The sequence below is a fragment of the Olivibacter sp. CPCC 100613 genome (genome assembly GCF_036959255.1).
Lineage (GTDB): Bacteria > Bacteroidota > Bacteroidia > Sphingobacteriales > Sphingobacteriaceae > Olivibacter.
In genome coordinates this window covers 65,792-83,184 of record NZ_JAWMTI010000010.1, presented here as the reverse complement: position 1 = coordinate 83,184, position 17,393 = coordinate 65,792, and the positions used below count along the sequence as shown (strand labels likewise).

The following is a 17,393-nucleotide window of genomic DNA, read 5'->3' as shown; positions in this document are numbered from 1 at the left end:
ATTTGGTATTTAAACTGATTAATGCCTTGATGCCTTCTGGGAGTAGCTTGAATAAAATAAAAACAGTAACTTAGTAACACTTTATGGACACAGAATCACCTTCCTTATTTAAATTCAAACAATTTTATGTTGAGCAAGATAATGCGACCATGAAGATAAATACGGATGGTGTATTATTGGGAGCCCTTGCCGATCATCCTTCCCCTCGTCGAATATTGGATATTGGGTCTGGTACCGGCGTAATTGCCCTAATGATGGCACAACGCTTTCCCTTTGCGATAATTGATGCCTTGGAAAAGGATGAGCTAGCCGCTAGGTTATCCGACAAAAATTTTAAAAACTCCTCCTTTTCCGACCGTATTCGAGCACATTATACTCTTTTTCAACAATTCAATCCACCAAACTTTTATGATTTGATTGTTAGTAATCCCCCTTTTTTCGTGAATGCCCTTAAAAATCCGAATGAAAGAAAATCCGGGGCCCGGCATACGGATGAACCGTTTTACCAAGAATTAATTGGTAAAGCACAGAAGTGGCTTCAGGTAGGTGGACATTTACAGCTTGTTTTACCGCCCATCATTAGTGCCCGCGTTTGTGAGTATGCAAAACAAACAACTGATTTTCAGCTTATTAAAACTATATATATCAAATCCTTTAGCGAGGACGATCCATTCAGACAGATAGTATGCTTAAGAAAAGGGAATCGATTACAGAACATCCAAGATATTTCTTCGCTCACGATATACGAAGAAAGAGGGGTGTATTCTCAAGACTATAAAGACCTTTTGAACCCCTTTTTTGTTATTTTTAATTCCGATAAACGAAGATAAAAGCCTTATGAAAGAAGTGATATTAGTGGATGAGCAAGACAATGCCGTCGGTAGAATGGAGAAATTAGAGGCCCATCAAAAGGGTTTACTGCACCGGGCTTTTAGCATTTTCATTTTTAATACGTTCGGTGAATTACTTTTGCAAAGACGAGCCATGGCGAAATATCATAGCGGTGGTTTGTGGACAAATACCTGCTGTAGCCACCCAGCACCCAACGAAGATACTTTGTTGGCGGCAAATGACAGGTTGCGAGAAGAGATGGGATTTCAAACGACGCTTAGGCCACTCTTTTCTTTTTTGTATGAGACTTCTTTTGAAAACGGTTTAGTTGAACACGAATTTGATCATATTTATATAGGCGAGTTTAATGGCAAAATTGTGCCAAATAAGGAAGAGGTAATGGATTATCAATGGATTTCTCTTCAGAATCTTATCCAAATGACCGCACAAAATCCCGAGTCCTTCACCTATTGGTTTTTAGAAGTCTACGAACGCGTTTTCAGAGAGTATACAAAAAAATGAGTTAGCGAAGCGTTGATATCATCTGACGAGGAGCTAATCTTGTAAATTTAATTCGATCCCGATGCTAAATCCCATTTGGTAATCGGATGAATGCTCGATTTTATCATGTGATGTAAATCACTTCATATTTGTGATTTAGGTCAACCATTTCACTTAGCACTAAAACATACATTTGTAACGTATTGAAAGGATATTCTTTTGATGTTATATTAAGAAGTTAATACAATGGAAAAAACAACTTTTAGTCCATGGAAATGGCAAGATGAACGCAGCTATGTGCAAGCTGTTGAAGTAAAGAATGTGACAGCTACATTATATTGCTCAGGACAAGCAGCAATTGACCCTGACGGCAAATCAAGCAATAAAGATATGAAATTGCAACTTCAGCAGGCAATTTCGAATTTAGAGGAAGTAATCATATCTGCTGGCTATGCATGTAAGGATATTGTACGGTTGAATGTTTATACGACATCAACAGAAGAGCTATGGCCCCACTTTCCAATTTTACAAGAATGGATAGGGAAGCACCAGATCAAGCAGGCACTTACAATGTTGGAAGTTACCAGGTTATTTGAAACATTAAAAGTAGAATTGGAAGCCACGGTGGTGAAATAGATTTTGTTTTACCACACTCGGCGAAGAGAAACATGGTTCGAAAATAAAAAAGCTCTTGCACACGCAAGAGCTTTTTTATTGTGCGGAAGAGCAGATTCGAACTGCCACGCCCTTAGGGCGCCACCCCCTCAAGATGGTGCGTCTACCAATTTCGCCACTTCCGCATATCAAACTAAACTACGATCATGGTGCCCAGGGAGGGACTCGAACCCTCAAGAGCCTAGCTCAACGGCTTCTGAGACCGCAACGTTTACCAATTTCGCCACCTGGGCGTGGCTGCAAATATAGTACTTGTATTTGGTTCAAAAAATTTTTCTTGTCGTCAAGTTCGCTAATTTTCGTAAAAAACTCTTATACAAAGTATTATTTTTTAATATTAAAAAACAAATAGGCGGTTATGCAGTTAATCGATAAAGAAGTATTTACTATGTATGCATAATTTATATTGAATATTAGTACCTTTATATAAGACTAAAATGCTAAATCATGAAAAATCTAACATTATTTGTAGCATCTATACTCCTAGCTTGTAACATTTTTGCGCAAGATAGTAAGGGGATAATAGGAAAATGGCAAAACCCAAGTGGAGAAGGTAGAATAGAGATAAAAAAAGTGGGAGAAAAGTACGCTGGAACCCTATATTGGCTAAAAGAACCAAATGACGAAAATGGTCAACCCAAAAAAGACAAAAAGAACCCAGATGCTTCGAAAAGAACACGGACAATACAGGGAAGCCAAATATTGGAAGGTTTTACCGCTAAGGACAATGGTGTATATGAAGGGGGAACCATTTATGATCCAAAATCAGGCAAAACATATAGTTGTAAAATGACGTTGAAAGGCGATAAATTAGATATCCGTGGTTTTGTAGGCTTAAGCTTATTGGGTCGTACTGAAACGTGGACTCGGGTGGAGTAAATAAATTATAGGAGACAAAAAAAGCTGGCCTCACATTTAGGTGAAGCCGGCTTTTTTTTGATCTACTAACTAATCTTCTGAATGAAGCATGTCTTTGTGATCATCAGGATTATAGTTTGCTTGCAATTCGGCCAGCTTCTTTTTGCCATAAGCTAAACGCGTAATCAAAACAAACAATACCGGTACAAAGAAAATCGCCAACAGCGTTGCCGCTAACATTCCCCCAAATACAGTCCAACCGATCGTTTGACGAGAGACAGCACCTGCTCCACTTGAAAGCATCAATGGGATAATACCCAAAATAAAGGCCATCGAAGTCATCACAATAGGGCGTAATCTCAATTTGACTGCATCTATGGTAGCTGCTATCAATTCCATACCCATGTCAACCCTTTCTTTGGCAAATTCCACTATTAGAATCGCGTTCTTTGCAGCCAAACCAATCAGTGTGACAAGACCGATTTGCGCATAGATGTTATTATCCAATTTTGGAAGGAAGGTAAGTGCTAAAATCGCTCCAAACACACCAACAGGCACCGACATCAAAATCGAGAACGGAACTGACCAACTTTCGTAAAGGGCTGCCAGAAGCAGGAATACGAAAATGATACAAAGCGCAAAGATCATTACCGTTTTATTACCCGACTCGAGCTCCTGTAAACTTAACCCGGCAAAACTATAAGTATATCCGTTGGGAAGCGTTTGAGCCGCAACTTCTTCCAGGGCATTTAGCGCATCACCACTACTATAACCCGGTGCTGCGTTACCACTAACCTCAATGGCACGGAAGATGTTAAAGTGATTGATAATGGATGGGTTTTCAACAATTTTATAATCAACTAAAGTCCCCAATGGAACCGAAGTCCCTTTGGTATTGGTTACATAAAGATTATTGATATCTTCAATATGCTTTCTGAAGTTGGTGTCAGCTTGTGATACCACACGGAAAGTACGCCCATATAATACAAAGTCATTGATATAACTACTACCAAAATAAGCGGATATGGTACCATAAACCGAATTAATTGGAACACCCATTTTCCTTGCTTGTTCTCTATTAACCTCCACACGGTAATTCGGTGTTTTAGTATTAAACAAGGAGTAAGCCATGGCTATTTCCGGACGTTGATTGGCAGCCATCAAAAACTTACCGACAACGCCTTCAAAAGCTTTAATATCCCCCGCTTGTTGCTCTTCAATTTCCATCGTAAAACCACCCGTTGTACCCAAACCTGGTATTGGAGGTGGGGCTACCGCTATCAGACTACCTTTCGTATTAGCCATATATTTTCCCATCAGTTGCCCGGTAATGTCAGTAACCGAACGATGACGCTCTTCCCAGGGCTTCAACTGCACAAAACAAGTTGCCGCACTAGACTTAAATGCACGGTTCAAAATATTAATACCCGAAATAGCCGTGATATTTTGTACTTCCGGAACTTCTTTCTGTATATACTTTGTTATTTCATCCATATACTCATTTGTTCGGGCAGCAGAAGCTCCTTCAGGTAAAGAAATACCCATAAAGAACACGCCGGCATCTTCTTGTGGTATAAATCCGCTCGGTTTCGCAGAGAAGAGACCGTAAGTACCAACGAAGATACAGATAAGCAAAATCATTACTAACGGCGTTTTCTTTATACACCACTGAACACCCTTGGAATACCGTTGGGTAACCCGATGAAACCAAGAATTGAACAAATAGAATATACGATCCAAACCTTTCGAATCCTTATCTAACTTCATCGGTTTTAGCATCAGCGAGCATAATGCAGGTGTTAGAGAAAGCGCGATAAAGGCAGAAAGTAATACAGAAACGGCAATAGTAATCGCAAATTGCTGGTATAGTTTACCCACCATCCCTGGTATAAAACCTACTGGTACAAACACCGCCGCTAATATAAGCGCAATGGCAATAACGGGTGCTGTAATATCTTTCATAGCCTTTTTTGTGGCATCCTTAGCAGACAGGTGTTCATTGTCAATGTAATGTTGCACAGCCTCGACGACCACAATGGCGTCATCCACCACAATACCAATGGCCAAAACGAAGGCCAACATGGTCAATGTATTGACAGAAAAACCTAAAAGTATGAAGAAAATAAAGGTACCAACAATGGAAACAGGAATTGCTAATACAGGAATCAATGTAGCTCGCCAACTTTGAAGGAAAACGAATACCACAACAGTTACCAATACCAACGCTTCAACAAGGGTATGAATTACGGAGCTGATGGAAGCTTTTACCATGGAGATTGTTTCATAACTGATAACATAGTCTACATCGTCCGGAAATGATTTTTTAAGTGTTTCTAAAGCTTGTTCTATACCTTCAGCCGTTTCAACCGCATTACCACCGGGCATTTGATTAATCATCATCATGGATGCAACCTGCCCATTAACTTTCGAAGAAGTGCTGTAAGCAAACTCACCCAATTCGATACGTGCAACATCTTTTAAATATACCAGAGAACCGTCTGCATTTGTTTTGACAATGATACTTTCAAACTGATCAGGTGTGATCAAATCACCATCTAGAATCACGTTAAATTCAAAAGCTTGTGAATTAGATTGAGGTTTTGCCCCCACGCTACCACCTGGTATACGTAAATTCTGTTCTTGAATGGCAGCACTGATATCAGCAGGTGTCAAGCTCAATCGCGATAACTTATCCGCATCCAACCATACCCGCATACTGAATGGTTGTCCGAACGCTTGCACGTCGCCCACACCTGCTACACGTAAAAGTGCATCTTTTACATAAATCTGAATATAGTTGGACAAGAATTTTTCATCATGTGTACCTTTTGGAGAAACCAAACCGGCAACCATCAATATATCGTTGTTGGCTTTCCGGGTAACAATTCCCAAACGTCTAACAGCTTCAGGAAGTGCTGGTTCCGCAATACCCACTCGATTTTGCACATCGAGTGTAGCAATGTCGATATCGGTACCAACATCAAAAGTGACGGTAATAGATGAACGCCCGTCCGACGTACTATTTGATTGCAAATAGGTCATGCCGGGTGTTCCATTAATTTGACTCTCAATGGGGGTAGTTACTGTCTGTTCCACCGTAGCGGCGTCAGCGCCTGTATAGGTCCCGGTAACGGTAACCGTAGGGGGCGCTACATCCGGATACTGGCTAATAGGAAGCGTAGTAATCGCAATGGCACCTATCAGTACTAATAATACAGAAATGACAATTGCGGTTACCGGCCTTTTTATAAATACTTCAGATATCATGTTTCGCTTATTATAAACTATTTCTTACTTGAACCTTGTTCTTGACCTTGAGGAGCTTGCGTCTCCATTTTGCTTTGGTCTACTACCTTAGCACCCGGTTGAAGATTTTGTGTTCCTTCAACAACAATTTGCTGGCCTGCTTTTAGTCCTTCATTAATCGCTACTTTATCAGCTATTTTTTGACCCAATTTTACGGATTGCTGAATTACGGTACTGCTGTCCGTAACTACATATACTTTAAATTCACCGAGTTGTTCGATGACAGCTTGATAGGGGATAACCGGTAGCTTTGTAGTAGAATTACTACTTACCAGCACATTTGCATTCATCCCTGCTCTTAAAACATTGTTAGGGTTATCAAAGGATGCTCTTACAGTGATTGTTCCTGTAGAGGGGTCAACAGCGCGATCAATAGCGCTTACTCTTCCTGGTTTTTCATACGTATTATTACCGGACAGCTGCAAGGTAATAACCGAATCTTTTAACGAAGCTGCACTGTTGTTCTGTAGATCTACAAATTGTTTGATGTTTCTTTCATTAACGGCGAAATCCACAGCAATCGGATTAGTAGATGAAATGGTGTTGATCAGTGTCGTACCGGCAGATACTAAAGCGCCACTACGAACTTGCGAAATACCGATAGTTCCATTGAAAGGAGCTCGAATAACCGAACGCTCCAAATCAGTACTTGCTGAAGTTAAGGCAGCTCTTGCAGACATTACCTGTGCTTGCGCATTATTTAAGTCAGTCATTGCATAATCCAACGTCTGCTTGGCAATTGCATCCTGCTCGGCTAAGCGTTTATAACGCTCCACATCTCTATTTACTTTATTTAAGTTAGCTTCCGCTATTGCTAAGTTAGCTTTGGCTTGTTCTTGTGCTGCCTGATAACGGGTACGGTCAATCTCGTATAATTTTTGCCCTTTTGTTACAGTCGCGCCATCCTGTACTAAGATCGCTGTAACATAACCATTCACTTCTGCCCGTAGTTCAGTTTGATTAAGTGCTACAACCGTTCCCGGAAAGTTATTTATTCCTTTCACAATCTCTTCAGGAACGGATGCAATAGCAACCGGAACTGGTCCACCGGCACCAGGTCGTTGCTGGCCTTGCTGATTCTTATTGCCACAGGAAGATAATACCAAACTTCCAGATAAAACGGCTAAAAAATGTATTAAATTTCTATTCATGTTATTTCGATTTATTGCTATTTATAAGAGATATTACCAAGAGCCTGTTGTACATCTAGCTTACCAGATAGGACTGCATATAAGGCATTTAAATAATTTATTTGAGTAGTACGCAAATCTGTTTCCGCGGTCATTAAATCTAAATAAGTTTTAATTCCTTCATCGTACTGTAACTTAATGGTATTATAAACTTCCTTAGACAGCTCAACATTTTCCCTGGCAGTTCTCCAATCATTTAAATTCGCCTTATAGGTAGCCAGCGCTTGCTGATGTTGTGTATTGATTTGATTTCTTAAATTGGTAATATCCCAATCGATACGCTTTTCCTGTAATTTTGACTTTTTAATTTCCTGTATACGTTTTGTTCCTTGGAAAATAGGGAAGGAGAGGGTCACGCCAAAAACCGAACGTGGATAGCTTACGTCATACAAGCTAGAAAATCCATTATTGGTTCGCCAATCCCAAGCATAGTTATAAAAAGCTGATAAATTCGGTAAAAAAGTCCATTTATTGTATTGTGTATTAATTTGTTGCAAACGCTGCTGCGTCAATAATTGTTGGAATTCAATGCGGCTCTCAAACTGCAAGATCTGCGTCGTATCCACCAACATTTCGTTTTCCATTGTCTTTCCATCGTAGGACAAATCTAGCGGTTGATTCACATCCACGCCAATCAGCTCTTTTAAGTAGGCATATTTATATTTAAGCATTTCTACGGTACGTTTCCTCTCGGCCTCGGTATTACTCAAAGTAATCTGTGCTCTTTTATAATCCGTTTTATCGACTAGACCGGTTTCGTAACGCGCATTTGCATCCGCTAATTGTTTCTTGGTTCTCGCGATATTTTCGTCTATAATTTTTATCTGCTCTTCACTGGTCAACGCATCATAAAAGGCTTTACTAACTGCCACCGTGATATTAATTCGACTGTTCTCCGTATTCTGCGCATTCTGTAACCTAACATACTTAGCTGCTTTAGAAGCTTGTAATAAAGATGGATCCAAAATCTTTTGATCTGCTTGAAGAACCGCCGCAGAAGTGTGTTTTTGACCAAATTGAATTACTTGATCGCCGATTACGTTTGTAGGAATCTTGATATTATAATTATAAGAAGCGTTAGCACTTATTTGTGGAAACCAACCCGATAGAGCAGATGCAATATCTCTCTTGCCAATTTCCTCATCAATCAAAGCTTGTTGAACGCTCGCCTGATTCTTCAAAGCAAAGTCAATGCATTCCTGCAAAGTGGCATTTTGCGAAATGTTGTTACTAACATTCGTCGTATCTTGTGCTTTGGTACTAAAGCCCGTAAGCAACAAAATCAATAAACTTAAATAGGTATACTTCATATGTTATTTATAAACTATCTGTTGGTAATTAACTAAATTTTAAGACCGTCCCACATAATGGTCGCCATATCTTTTAATTCACTGTCCGTAAAGTTATGATAACCGTTATTCTGTTTCTTAGCGGCAATTATCAATCCGCCCATGAAGACCGAACTTACGATATGGATTTCATATTTTTTTATAAAACCGGCATTTATTCCGCTTGCAAAGAAACTGGAAAAATTATCTTCATAAAACTGACTCTCTGTCGATTGTACCATCCGCTGAAAGGGGCTGGAAAAAAACTGCTCCATGAAAGATAGTACTTTCGGATATTTGATGAAGTACTGAAACAAATTGATCCATATGCCTTTAAATCGTTCGCTATAATTATCCATTGAGCGATCTTTTATTCTGAAGATTTCATCTGAAATGCTGTTCCTTACATAATCAAATAACTCTAAAATAATCGTATCTTTTGAATCAAAATAGTGATAGATCGTTCCCGCCGCAACGCCTGCTTTTTTTGAAAGCATGCTCATCGGAACACCGAGCAAACCGTGCTCTTCGATCAACTCAAGCATGTTATCTAGTATAACCTGCTTCTTCTCTGATGTATTTTCCAATTCAATCGAACGTTTATTCGGGAGCAAAAGTACTAATTATTTGTTACCCCGATATTATGCAAAAAATAAGTACCGAAATATGATACTGATTTTACAATTGGCCATGTTAATCTGTTACTTAACAGGCTTATTGCCGAATTTAACCGTACTTAAAGTCTCTTTTGTTGTTTTGTTTACAATTAGTTTACCACTTATTTCAGCTTGGGATGTTAACAGTAAATCCCAGTGTTTGGTTTCACGCCAGAGGTTTTTTTTTATTTCATAAAGTGCTACGGAGGAGTAATTGGTCAACTGCTTACAAAAATCGTCTATGGAATTATCCATGGCTTCAATGCTGTCCAGTACCGACTGATAGAGTCCTTTTTCAAGTGCCCACCCTGCCTTCTTAAAAATTAAAGGATTAAAGGTTAATTCAGTAAAGGCGCTTAGCCCAATCTTCCGTTGCAGAGCAGGAGCGATGACAAAAGGACCAATTCCAATCGATAATTCACTCAACTTAATGGAAGCGTCTATCGTAGCGAAACAATAATCGCAGGCTGCAATCAAACCTACAGCACCCCCAATTGCTTTGCCTTGGATTCGACCAATAACGGGTTGCCGAGCTAAGCGGATAGCATTAATTACGTTGGCAAAACCTGAAAAGAAAAGTTTTCCCTCATCTTCGTTACTAATAGTCAACAATTCATCAAAATTAGCACCTGCGCAGAATGTTTTCTCTCCTTCGCTTTTTAACAAAATAACATGAATAGCCTTGTCCTTACCCAACCGGTTGATGGAGTCAGCCAACTTGCGAAGCAGGGAGGAAGGGAGTGCGTTATGACTTGGATGGTAAAAGCTCACCGTTGCTATTTTTCCATTGACCATCATGGTAATATCGCCGCGTTCGTCTTTTCCTTTATTCATTGTGTCTTTCTATTTAATACAGCTCTTTTTCAAGTATTAATATGAGGGATAGTATTGTAAATCTCCGCTAACTAATAATCACTAAAGAATTGTCATAACATTATTTATACATAATTCATTGGTTATGCTTTTTGAAAGAACGCATCGTAACATTCGCTCTTTCTTATGAATAACAAACTTAACAAAATAGCTCGACAGAAACCAAAAAATCCCTTAAACTCGTTTAAGGGATTGACATTGGTTAGGACTGATTGTTGCTATTTCTTTTTAGTCTTTATATGTATGGTTCCTGTCCCGTTTGCTTTATCTTTTACCACGTTTATCGACTCGATGTGTTCTGATTCTAATAATGCGACTGATTCTTTATCGGCAAGTTGTCCGTCTATCGTATAAGTAACATTTTCAGGATAAGTGCTAACCTGACTATCATCGGCAGAAGTTATCTTTTTAATTTTAATAGTGGATGGTTGAATTTTATTAGGTGCTGGTTCGACTTCACTGCCTTTTGCCTGAAGATCAAGATCAGCATTCGATTTTTTAACTTTGGTCGTAATTAAAACGACACCATTTTCACCCTTATTACCGTATAAACTAGTTGCTGTTTGATCCTTCAACACCTCAACACTGGCTATACTATTCGGGTCAATCATGCTAAGGTCCTCATTTTCTTTCATTACGCTTCCATCCAATACATACAAGGGCCGTGCCTGCCCCTTTTCATTCGCGGTTTGAGATACTGGTTTATTGGAGCGGTTTGGTTCTTTAATTGTAATACCGACGGCATCTCCTTTTAAGGTAATGTTATCGGTGTGCGCCACGCTATCGGGTAAATTGTAGTGGATTAAATTTCCATCTTCTTGATAAGCCTTGCTTACCGTAAATACCATCGCTGAAATGGTCACTGCAGGGACAATGAAGAGATATTTGCCTAGGTGCAGCGGTGAAGATTTTTTCTTGTTCATCATCATAATTCTTTTTTTTAAGGCGTTAAAGTTGAAATAATTGCTAAGCTCAGGAGAAACAGTCCGATTTGTCAGATCAATAAGACTATATTGATATTTTTTCTTATCTACGCCACTCTCAAGAACTTTATGGTCAGTTAAAAATTCTAGGTTTTCTTTGATTGCCGAACGAGTTAACCAAATGGCTGGATTAAACCAACAACATATGGTAAGGATTTCCACAAATAGTACATCGATAGTATGTAATTGTCTAACGTGCTCGGTTTCATGTTTCAGGATTTCCCTTAAAGCATCTTCGGTATGAAGCGACTGATTCAAATAGATGGATTTCCAAAATGAAAAGGGGGAAATGTTCAACCAAATTTGGCGATACCAAAAACTTTCAAAAATTGCGATCTCGGATTTCCGATGAATCTTCAATAAACTAATCAATTGAATGAAAAATCTTGATATTAGAATAAGAACAATAGATAAAAACAGAATGGTAACTGCCATCCAGAAACTATCTTTCTGTGGCACTGTTGTCACCAAATCATCCCAAGTCATCATTTGTATTTCGCTTCTTTTCATGGAATTCTCCTTAACGAAAAACAATGAAAGATCCAGGAGAGGATAGAGAGCAGAAAATAAGAGCCCGACAATCAAATAATATCTATTTAGGCGATAAAAGGTGAGCTTCCGTAAAAACAAGTAATAGCCCGTATAAAACAAGGCAATTGATAAATTGGCTTTTAATAAATAGTCGATCCATTCAGGCATAGCTAGTCTTTATCTTGTTCATCTATCATTTTAATAATCTCTTTCAATTCGTGTGCACTAATTTTCTCCTCCTTCGCGAAAAAGGAGACAAGCTCTTTGTACGAATTACGAAAATACTCGCTAACGAACCCGTTCATAAATCCTCGTTTGTATTCCTGATCGCTAACAACCGGCTCATATCGATAGGCATTAGCATATTTTACAGATTTAACAAAACCCTTGCGTTCTAAATTCTTCAAAGTAGACGCCAATGTGGTATAAGGGATTTTGGGGTCAGGCATGCTATCCAGCAATTCTTTTACAAAACCCCCACTATTTTTCCAAATCAGCTGCATGGCTTCTTCTTCTTGAATACTAAGCTTCTCCATATAATTATGTTTGTTTCGTAAAACTACGAAATATTCGTAGATATTTCCAAATATTATTTAAAATAACTGATCTGCGAGTCGGATGCAAAATGTTTATATTTGACTTTTTCATTGGGATAATTGTTTTAAGTGAAAATGAAACTTGTATCTTGTCTATATGTTAAGAGCATAGAGGAATTAAGCTAGAATTGATCATATGAAACCAGGAAAAGAAATAAGCGCGCTATTTTATATAACACTGATCATATTACTTCTTAGTTGTAATAGCAGCAATAAGAAGAATGCACAGGAGGCTGATACAGTAAAGATCAGTGAGCAGGGCATTGTCCTTGAGAACGATACGCTGTCAAAAGTTTTTGCTGCTTACATTCAAGTAAAAGACGCTTTGGTTGCCTCTGATCCAAAATTGGCGGGAGAAGCTTCCGATAAACTTTCCGAAAGTTTAAAAGGAATACATGGTTGCGAGAATACAGCCATTTTAGCGCAGGAGCTCGCCAACTCAACAGATTTAGCCTTACAACGTTCGGCATTTGCTGCCATAAGTAAGGATTTAATCGCCATGTACCAGCGTCCTTCATTAAGTGCAGGTAGAATTTATGTGATTCATTGCCCAATGTATAACAATAAGGAGGGGGGAGATTGGCTTTCTATAAGCTCTGAGATAAAAAATCCCTACTTTGGTGAAGAAATGTTAACCTGCGGAACTGTCACACAGGAAATTAAGTAGAAACAGAGACAAAACCGTGTCATCGCAAATTAATTTATCGTAAATAAATTGAAATATTTATAGGTTTCCCTATGTTTTAAGCCATTTTTTTTTAGTTTTGTTACAAACCATAGAATCATTATGTCAGAAAAAGTTTCTTTAAATATTGGAGATAAGCAGGTAGAGTTACCGGTTATTACAGGTACGGAAAATGAGAAAGCAATAGATATTTCAAAAATCAGAGCAGAGACAGGATTTATAACGCTTGATCCGGGTTTTAAAAACACCGGTGCTACAACAAGTGCTATTACATACCTGGACGGTGAAGAAGGTATTCTCCGTTATCGAGGCTATCCAATTGAAGAACTGGCAGAAAAATCGACATTTTTAGAAGTAGCATATTTATTAATATATGGTGAATTGCCTACGCAAGCGGAGTTCACCGATTTTCAGAATAAGGTTGGCCGCCATACGCTTATTCATGAGGATATGAAAAAATTTTTCGAAGGTTTCCCCACTAAATCCCATCCGATGGGACAACTTTCAGCTTTGGTAGGTGCGCTGTCAGCCTTTTATCCGGAATCACTTAATCCCGATGCTTCGGAGGAGGAAGACAACCTGACGATCATTAAACTTCTTGCGAAATTCCCGACGATCGTTTCTTGGATTTATAAGAAATCCTTAGGGCATCCCGTTATCTATCCTAAAAACAAGTTAGACTATGTAAGCAACTATCTGAATATGACCTTTGGTCAATTAACAGAAGAAGTTGAAATCGATCCAATTGTCATATCGGCGATGAACAAGTTGCTTATTCTACATGCTGATCATGAACAAAACTGTTCTACCTCAACCGTTAGGATTGTTGGTTCTTCCAATGCCAACCTTTTCACTTCAATTTCAGCAGGCATTTCTGCGCTATGGGGCCCGCTTCACGGAGGAGCTAATCAAGCTGTGATAGAAATGTTGGAGCGAATAAAAGATGATGGCGGTGATTCAGAAAAATGGCTTGCAAAAGCAAAAGATAAAAATGATCCTTTCCGCCTTATGGGATTTGGACACCGCGTATATAAAAACTTTGACCCACGTGCTAAAATAATCAAAAAGGCTTGTGACGATATTTTAAATAGTTTAGGCGTACAGGACCCTGTGTTGGATATCGCGAAGAAACTGGAAGAGACGGCTTTGAACGATCCCTATTTTGTAGATCGCAAATTGTACCCAAATGTTGACTTCTATTCGGGTATTATATATAGAGCTTTAGGCTTTCCGACCGATATGTTCACCGTGCTATTTGCACTTGGTCGTTTGCCTGGTTGGATCGCGCAATGGAAAGAAATGCGTACCAATAAGGAACCGATAGGTCGTCCACGTCAAATCTACACCGGGCACCCTAAACGTAATTTTGTAGCAATGAGCAACAGATAAATGAACAATGGTTTAATTGTGAAATCAATAATAGGGGCTAAGGCCCCTTTATTATTTCCCACTTTTTTTTACTTGGCTAACCAAAGCAATAATTCCCCCACCGATTAAAATAATTCCGAGATATGGAGGCCAGTTAACCTGCTTTTCTTTATCTGCATTGATTTCTATAGGTCCTGCATCCACTACTTTTTCTTTTTTGGTATAGCTAAATCCTGTCCAGATCAACATCGCTGCACCCACAATTATGAGTATAATCCCTATTGATTTCATTCACTTTTGTTTTGATTAACTGAATAACATACAATTAGCACTTAAGTTTGGATACTAGGGGAGATATCGTTCCTTTTTTCGAATCTTGCATAAAAAAATTATCTTTAACTTTATGTTTCCTACCTTGTCTCATCTTATAACGTATCTTTTTGGAATTTACATTCCATTACCAGTCCAAACATTTGGCCTGTTTGTTGGCTTTGCCTTTCTCTTGGCCTACTATATTTTTAAAATTGAATTTGTACGGAAAGAACAACAAGGCCTAATTAAGCCAGTTAAGCAAGAAATAACGGTAGGAGAACCTGCGCAGCCGATCGAGATACTGATGAATGCGTTGATCGGATTTATTATCGGTTTCAAATTGATATACGCTGCACTTCATTATGTCGAGTTAGTTGACAATCCGCAAGCTTTATTATTGTCCACGAAGGGTTCGTTAATAGGCGGGCTTTTACTTGGTGCTCTATTTGCTTATTGGCTCTATAACGATAAGAAAAAACAACAGCTTCCGGAAAAGAAAATTGAAACGCATCATGTGCACCCCTATGAATTCATGGGTAAAATTTTGGCTCGGGCTGCAATTTGGGGGTTACTGGGAGCAAAGTTGTTTCACAATCTAGAGTATTGGGATGACTTTATACGCCATCCGGTAGAAAGCCTTTTGTCCTTTAACGGCCTCACATTTTATGGAGGTGTTATAGTTGGCGGCCTCGCCGTAATTTATTATACAAGGAAATTGGGGATACACCCCCTTCACATGCTTGACATAGGTGCTCCAGGTATGATGTTAGGCTATGCCGTTGGACGTTTGGGATGTCAACTTTCAGGCGATGGTGATTGGGGCATTGAAAATTTACATGCAAAACCAGCAGGCCTTCAATGGATTCCCGATTGGGCTTGGACATTTAAATTTCCTCATAATGTAATGAACGAAGGCGTGCCCATCATGAACTGTGAAGGTAAATTTTGTCATGAGTTGCCTTTACCTGTTTATCCTACATCGTTTTATGAGTTTTTAATGTGTTGTGTTCTCTTTGCACTACTTTGGACAATAAGACGCCGTGTGCATGCAATGGGAATGCTCTTTGCCATATACCTTATATTGAACGGTATTGAACGTTTTTCAATAGAATTAATCAGGGTAAATTCCAAATACCATTTATTGGGTGTATCGTTCACGCAAGCTGAATTTATTTCCCTTTTAATGATTGTAACTGGATTTATCGGTATTTTTTATACAAGATCCAAAGCGCAAAAAGCTTCTTATTCTATGACTCAAAAATATGCTTAATCTATCTCAACTCACCGAACAAGTACGATCGATAGCGATCGAAGCCGCAGCCTTTATAAGGCAAGAGCGATTAAATTTTGATAAAAGTAGAATTGAACAAAAAGGACTTCACGATCTGGTCTCCTACGTAGATAAGGGTGCTGAACTTATTATTGTAGAAAGGTTAAAAGACTTAATACCGGACGCTGGATTTATTACCGAGGAGAAAACGATTTTGAAGAGGGGCGAAGTTTATAATTGGATAATAGACCCACTAGATGGAACCACCAATTTCATTCACGACCTTCCAGCCTATTGTGTCAGTATTGCCCTAGCTCGTAATCGTGAACCTATTATTGGAGTTGTTTATGAAGTCACGCGTAATGAATGTTATTATGCATTTGAAAATGGAGGAGCCTTTTTAAACGATCATCCGATCAAGGTCTCAACTGCTAAAACATTAACCGACTCCTTGCTTGCAACGGGTTTCCCTTTTTACAAGTTTGAGTACCAGGATCAGTATATTAATTTACTTAAACATTTAATGCAACAATGTCGTGGTATTAGGCGAATCGGTTCGGCAGCCCTTGATTTAGCTTATGCTGCTATGGGTAGATTTGACTGTTTTTTTGAATATAATCTTAATGACTATGATATGGCTGCAGGTTTATTACTGGTTAAAGAAGCAGGAGGTAGCGCCTATGACTTTGAGGGAAGCCGGGAAATGCTCGATAAGAGATCCGTCATAGCAGGTAATGTAGAGGTAACCAAACTTGTATTGACCGCTGTACAAACATATTTTAAATAAAAAGGCTCAGTGTTGATAACTGAGCCTTTTTATTTAAAATATCTACATTTTCGTGCCATTACATGGCTTCGGCTACAACTTCTTGAACTTCTGGAACCATCCGTTTTAAAAGGCCTTCTATACCCGCCTTCAAGGTGATTGTTGAAGAAGGGCAGCCACTACATGATCCACGTAGCTCAACGGTTACTACACCTTCATCAAAAGACTTGTAAGCAATTGCACCTCCATCTTGTTCTACAGCTGGACGAACATAGTCATGTAATACTTGCTGTATTTTCTTTTCAGTTTCGCTGCCTTCAAAAACTACATTTTCATCATGTTCGACTTCACGTATTAGCAATTCAGATTCAACCGCACCCTTTACAAAATCTTTTAATATCGGAAGGATATCTTCCCATTCACTATCTTCAGATTTTGTAATGGTAACGAAATTACTGGCAAAGAAAACGCCATTGACAAAGTTAAATTTGAAAAGCTCCCGAGCAAATGGTGAACTCTGGGCCTTTTCCCTATCGGGAAAATCCAGACTTCCATTATACAATAATTTATTTACCAGAAACTTCATCGTTGCCGGATTTGGGGTACTTTCTGTATATACGTTGATCGTGGCCATTTTTATTTAAATTAATTATGCAAAGCTAAC

The 17,393-nt window shown here is 38.8% G+C and carries 17 protein-coding genes and 2 tRNA genes; 8 read left to right on the top strand and 11 right to left on the bottom strand.

From position 1 onward, the window contains the following. Positions 1-83: 83 nt before the first annotated feature. The 3 genes from RYH73_RS23120 (at position 84) to RYH73_RS23110 (ending at position 1,968) form a co-directional block, all read left to right on the top strand. Positions 84-830 carry a tRNA1(Val) (adenine(37)-N6)-methyltransferase gene (locus RYH73_RS23120; protein WP_335315861.1) on the top strand — a complete coding sequence of 249 codons (747 nt, stop codon included), beginning with the start codon at positions 84-86 and terminating at the stop codon, positions 828-830. A 7-nt stretch (positions 831-837) separates the two neighbouring features. After that, complete coding sequence (gene idi, locus RYH73_RS23115) at positions 838-1,353, top strand: isopentenyl-diphosphate Delta-isomerase (RefSeq protein ID WP_335315860.1); 516 nt, start codon at positions 838-840, stop codon at positions 1,351-1,353. A 225-nt stretch (positions 1,354-1,578) separates the two neighbouring features. Then, complete coding sequence (locus tag RYH73_RS23110; RefSeq protein WP_335315859.1) at positions 1,579-1,968, top strand: RidA family protein; 390 nt, start codon at positions 1,579-1,581, stop codon at positions 1,966-1,968. Positions 1,969-2,049: 81 nt separating this feature from the next. On the opposite strand, the gene RYH73_RS23105 is transcribed toward RYH73_RS23110, so the two are convergent. Together RYH73_RS23105 and RYH73_RS23100 are read right to left on the bottom strand one after the other, a co-directional pair. After that, positions 2,050-2,132 (bottom strand) — tRNA-Leu (locus RYH73_RS23105). Positions 2,133-2,154: 22 nt separating this feature from the next. Further along, positions 2,155-2,240, bottom strand: a tRNA-Leu gene (locus RYH73_RS23100). A gap of 214 nt (positions 2,241-2,454) precedes the next feature. On the opposite strand from RYH73_RS23100, the gene RYH73_RS23095 reads away from it, so the two are divergent. Continuing rightward, a complete protein-coding gene (locus RYH73_RS23095) occupies positions 2,455-2,886 on the top strand; it encodes a DUF2147 domain-containing protein (RefSeq protein WP_335315858.1) in 432 nt (143 codons plus the stop codon). Between the two features lie 69 nt (positions 2,887-2,955). Here the strand turns inward: RYH73_RS23095 and RYH73_RS23090 are convergent, their stop codons facing one another. The 7 genes from RYH73_RS23090 to RYH73_RS23060 form a co-directional block, all read right to left on the bottom strand. Continuing rightward, positions 2,956-6,132: an efflux RND transporter permease subunit gene (locus RYH73_RS23090; RefSeq protein ID WP_335315857.1), complete on the bottom strand. Its 3,177-nt coding sequence runs from the start codon at positions 6,130-6,132 to the stop codon at positions 2,956-2,958. 17 nt (positions 6,133-6,149) lie between these two features. Continuing rightward, positions 6,150-7,322 (bottom strand): efflux RND transporter periplasmic adaptor subunit, encoded by a 1,173-nt coding sequence (locus RYH73_RS23085; protein ID WP_335315856.1) that lies wholly within the window; start codon positions 7,320-7,322, stop codon positions 6,150-6,152. 17 nt (positions 7,323-7,339) lie between these two features. Continuing rightward, positions 7,340-8,671: a TolC family protein gene (locus RYH73_RS23080; protein WP_335315855.1), complete on the bottom strand. Its 1,332-nt coding sequence runs from the start codon at positions 8,669-8,671 to the stop codon at positions 7,340-7,342. Positions 8,672-8,703: 32 nt separating this feature from the next. Further along, positions 8,704-9,276: a TetR/AcrR family transcriptional regulator gene (locus tag RYH73_RS23075; protein WP_335315854.1), complete on the bottom strand. Its 573-nt coding sequence runs from the start codon at positions 9,274-9,276 to the stop codon at positions 8,704-8,706. A gap of 114 nt (positions 9,277-9,390) precedes the next feature. After that, the gene (locus RYH73_RS23070) at positions 9,391-10,179 is read right to left on the bottom strand and encodes an enoyl-CoA hydratase/isomerase family protein (RefSeq protein ID WP_335315853.1); all 789 of its coding nucleotides are present in this window, start codon (positions 10,177-10,179) and stop codon (positions 9,391-9,393) included. A gap of 257 nt (positions 10,180-10,436) precedes the next feature. Then, entirely contained in the window at positions 10,437-11,711 is a 1,275-nt protein-coding gene (locus RYH73_RS23065; protein WP_335315852.1) for a M56 family metallopeptidase, read from the bottom strand. A gap of 191 nt (positions 11,712-11,902) precedes the next feature. Beyond that, positions 11,903-12,268 carry a BlaI/MecI/CopY family transcriptional regulator gene (locus tag RYH73_RS23060; protein WP_335315851.1) on the bottom strand — a complete coding sequence of 122 codons (366 nt, stop codon included), beginning with the start codon at positions 12,266-12,268 and terminating at the stop codon, positions 11,903-11,905. A 196-nt stretch (positions 12,269-12,464) separates the two neighbouring features. On the opposite strand from RYH73_RS23060, the gene RYH73_RS23055 reads away from it, so the two are divergent. Next, a complete protein-coding gene (locus RYH73_RS23055) occupies positions 12,465-12,995 on the top strand; it encodes a DUF3347 domain-containing protein (RefSeq protein WP_335315850.1) in 531 nt (176 codons plus the stop codon). Between the two features lie 120 nt (positions 12,996-13,115). Beyond that, complete coding sequence (locus RYH73_RS23050) at positions 13,116-14,402, top strand: citrate synthase (protein WP_335315849.1); 1,287 nt, start codon at positions 13,116-13,118, stop codon at positions 14,400-14,402. A gap of 51 nt (positions 14,403-14,453) precedes the next feature. Here the strand turns inward: RYH73_RS23050 and RYH73_RS23045 are convergent, their stop codons facing one another. After that, positions 14,454-14,672: a hypothetical protein gene (locus tag RYH73_RS23045; RefSeq protein WP_335315848.1), complete on the bottom strand. Its 219-nt coding sequence runs from the start codon at positions 14,670-14,672 to the stop codon at positions 14,454-14,456. Positions 14,673-14,784: 112 nt separating this feature from the next. On the opposite strand from RYH73_RS23045, the gene RYH73_RS23040 reads away from it, so the two are divergent. Continuing rightward, the gene (locus RYH73_RS23040) at positions 14,785-15,963 is read left to right on the top strand and encodes a prolipoprotein diacylglyceryl transferase (protein WP_335315847.1); all 1,179 of its coding nucleotides are present in this window, start codon (positions 14,785-14,787) and stop codon (positions 15,961-15,963) included. Further along, positions 15,956-16,750, top strand: a complete 795-nt coding sequence (locus RYH73_RS23035) for an inositol monophosphatase family protein (RefSeq protein WP_335315846.1) — start codon at positions 15,956-15,958, stop codon at positions 16,748-16,750. Before RYH73_RS23040 ends, RYH73_RS23035 begins: the two co-directional genes overlap by 8 nt. Before the next feature lie 58 nt (positions 16,751-16,808). Here RYH73_RS23035 and RYH73_RS23030 read toward each other — a convergent pair whose 3' ends face one another. Further along, positions 16,809-17,363, bottom strand: a complete 555-nt coding sequence (locus RYH73_RS23030) for a NifU family protein (protein WP_335315845.1) — start codon at positions 17,361-17,363, stop codon at positions 16,809-16,811. Positions 17,364-17,393 lie beyond the last annotated feature (30 nt).

Coding starts and splice junctions, on each gene's coding strand:
- RYH73_RS23120 (WP_335315861.1), top strand. CDS start 84: ATGGACACAGAATCACCTTCCTTATTTAAATTCAAACAATTTTATGTT.
- idi (WP_335315860.1), top strand. CDS start 838: ATGAAAGAAGTGATATTAGTGGATGAGCAAGACAATGCCGTCGGTAGA.
- RYH73_RS23110 (WP_335315859.1), top strand. CDS start 1,579: ATGGAAAAAACAACTTTTAGTCCATGGAAATGGCAAGATGAACGCAGC.
- RYH73_RS23095 (WP_335315858.1), top strand. CDS start 2,455: ATGAAAAATCTAACATTATTTGTAGCATCTATACTCCTAGCTTGTAAC.
- RYH73_RS23090 (WP_335315857.1), bottom strand. CDS start 6,132: ATGATATCTGAAGTATTTATAAAAAGGCCGGTAACCGCAATTGTCATT.
- RYH73_RS23085 (WP_335315856.1), bottom strand. CDS start 7,322: ATGAATAGAAATTTAATACATTTTTTAGCCGTTTTATCTGGAAGTTTG.
- RYH73_RS23080 (WP_335315855.1), bottom strand. CDS start 8,671: ATGAAGTATACCTATTTAAGTTTATTGATTTTGTTGCTTACGGGCTTT.
- RYH73_RS23070 (WP_335315853.1), bottom strand. CDS start 10,179: ATGAATAAAGGAAAAGACGAACGCGGCGATATTACCATGATGGTCAAT.
- RYH73_RS23065 (WP_335315852.1), bottom strand. CDS start 11,711: ATGAAAAGAAGCGAAATACAAATGATGACTTGGGATGATTTGGTGACA.
- RYH73_RS23060 (WP_335315851.1), bottom strand. CDS start 12,268: ATGGAGAAGCTTAGTATTCAAGAAGAAGAAGCCATGCAGCTGATTTGG.
- RYH73_RS23055 (WP_335315850.1), top strand. CDS start 12,465: ATGAAACCAGGAAAAGAAATAAGCGCGCTATTTTATATAACACTGATC.
- RYH73_RS23050 (WP_335315849.1), top strand. CDS start 13,116: ATGTCAGAAAAAGTTTCTTTAAATATTGGAGATAAGCAGGTAGAGTTA.
- RYH73_RS23045 (WP_335315848.1), bottom strand. CDS start 14,672: ATGAAATCAATAGGGATTATACTCATAATTGTGGGTGCAGCGATGTTG.
- RYH73_RS23040 (WP_335315847.1), top strand. CDS start 14,785: ATGTTTCCTACCTTGTCTCATCTTATAACGTATCTTTTTGGAATTTAC.
- RYH73_RS23035 (WP_335315846.1), top strand. CDS start 15,956: ATGCTTAATCTATCTCAACTCACCGAACAAGTACGATCGATAGCGATC.
- RYH73_RS23030 (WP_335315845.1), bottom strand. CDS start 17,363: ATGGCCACGATCAACGTATATACAGAAAGTACCCCAAATCCGGCAACG.